This window comes from Staphylococcus sp. HMSC071G07 (genome assembly GCF_001811435.1).
Lineage (GTDB): Bacteria > Bacillota > Bacilli > Staphylococcales > Staphylococcaceae > Staphylococcus > Staphylococcus pettenkoferi.
This window is the reverse complement of sequence record NZ_KV804777.1, coordinates 1-1,883: the sequence shown is the minus strand read 5'-3', so window position 1 is coordinate 1,883 and position 1,883 is coordinate 1. Positions and strand designations below refer to the sequence as shown.

The 1,883-nt window shown below is 49.3% G+C and carries 1 rRNA gene; it reads left to right on the top strand.

The window, feature by feature from the left end:
- Nucleotides 1–2: 2 nt before the first annotated feature.
- Nucleotides 3–1,883, top strand: a 23S ribosomal RNA gene (locus HMPREF2802_RS08340); the annotation flags it as partial.

Here is a 1,883-nt window from a genome sequence, read left to right as displayed (position 1 = left end):
CAGATTAAGTTATTAAGGGCGCACGGTGAATGCCTTGGCACTAGAAGCCGATGAAGGACGTTACTAACGACGATATGCTTTGGGGAGCTGTAAGTAAGCTATGATCCAGAGATTTCCGAATGGGGGAACCCAACACGAGTTATGTCGTGTTATCGACATGTGAATTCATAACATGTCAGAAGGTAGACCCGGAGAACTGAAACATCTTAGTACCCGGAGGAAGAGAAAGAAAATTCGATTCCCTGAGTAGCGGCGAGCGAAACGGGAAGAGCCCAAACCAATGAGCTTGCTCATTGGGGTTGTAGGACACTCTGTACGGAGTTACAAATGTATTTGTTAGACGAAGTAGTTGGAAAGCTACATCAAAGAAGGTAATAATCCTGTAGTCGAAAATGAATACACTCTTGAGTGGATCCTGAGTACGACGGAGCACGTGAAATTCCGTCGGAATCTAGGAGGACCATCTCCTAAGGCTAAATACTCTCTAGTGACCGATAGTGAACCAGTACCGTGAGGGAAAGGTGAAAAGTACCCCGGAAGGGGAGTGAAAAAGAACTTGAAACCGTGTGCTTACAAGTAGTCAGAGCCCGTTAATGGGTGATGGCGTGCCTTTTGTAGAATGAACCGGCGAGTTACGATCTGATGCAAGGTTAAGCAGTGAATGTGGAGCCGTAGCGAAAGCGAGTCTGAATAGGGCGAATGAGTATTTGGTCGTAGACCCGAAACCAGGTGATCTACCCATGGTCAGGTTGAAGTTCAGGTAACACTGAATGGAGGACCGAACCGACTTACGTTGAAAAGTGAGCGGATGAACTGTGGGTAGCGGAGAAATTCCAATCGAACTTGGAGATAGCTGGTTCTCTCCGAAATAGCTTTAGGGCTAGCCTCAAGTGATGATTATTGGAGGTAGAGCACTGTTTGGACGAGGGGCCCCTCTCGGGTTACCGAATTCAGACAAACTCCGAATGCCAATCAATTTAACTTGGGAGTCAGAACGTGGGCGATAAGGTTCATGTTCGAAAGGGAAACAGCCCAGACCACCAGCTAAGGTCCCAAAATATATGTTAAGTGGAAAAGGATGTGGCGTTGCCCAGACAACTAGGATGTTGGCTTAGAAGCAGCCATCATTTAAAGAGTGCGTAATAGCTCACTAGTCGAGTGACGCTGCGCCGAAAATGTACCGGGGCTAAACATATTACCGAAGCTGTGGATTGTCCTTCGGACAATGGTAGGAGAGCGTTCTAAGGGCGTTGAAGCATGATCGCAAGGACATGTGGAGCGCTTAGAAGTGAGAATGCCGGTGTGAGTAGCGAAAGACGGGTGAGAATCCCGTCCACCGATTGACTAAGGTTTCCAGAGGAAGGCTCGTCCGCTCTGGGTTAGTCGGGTCCTAAGCTGAGGCCGATAGGCGTAGGCGATGGATAACAGGTTGATATTCCTGTACCACCCACTTTCGTTTTAAGCGATGGGAGGACGCAGTAGGATAGGCGAAGCGTGCGATTGGATGTACGTTCAAGCAGTAAGGCTGAGTGTTAGGCAAATCCGGCACTCGTCAGGCTGAGCTGTGATGAGGAGGGGGAATTGTTCCCCTGAGTCGCTGATTTCACACTGCCGAGAAAAGTCTCTAGCTAGAAAAGGGGTGCCCGTACCGCAAACCGACACAGGTAGTCAAGATGAGAATTCTAAGGTGAGCGAGCGAACTCTCGTTAAGGAACTCGGCAAAATGACCCCGTAACTTCGGGAGAAGGGGTGCTCTCTGGGGTGTACGCTCCGGAGAGCCGCAGTGAATAGGCCCAAGCGACTGTTTATCAAAAACACAGGTCTCTGCTAAACCGTAAGGTGATGTATAGGGGCTGACGCCTGCCCGGTGCTGGAAGGTTAAG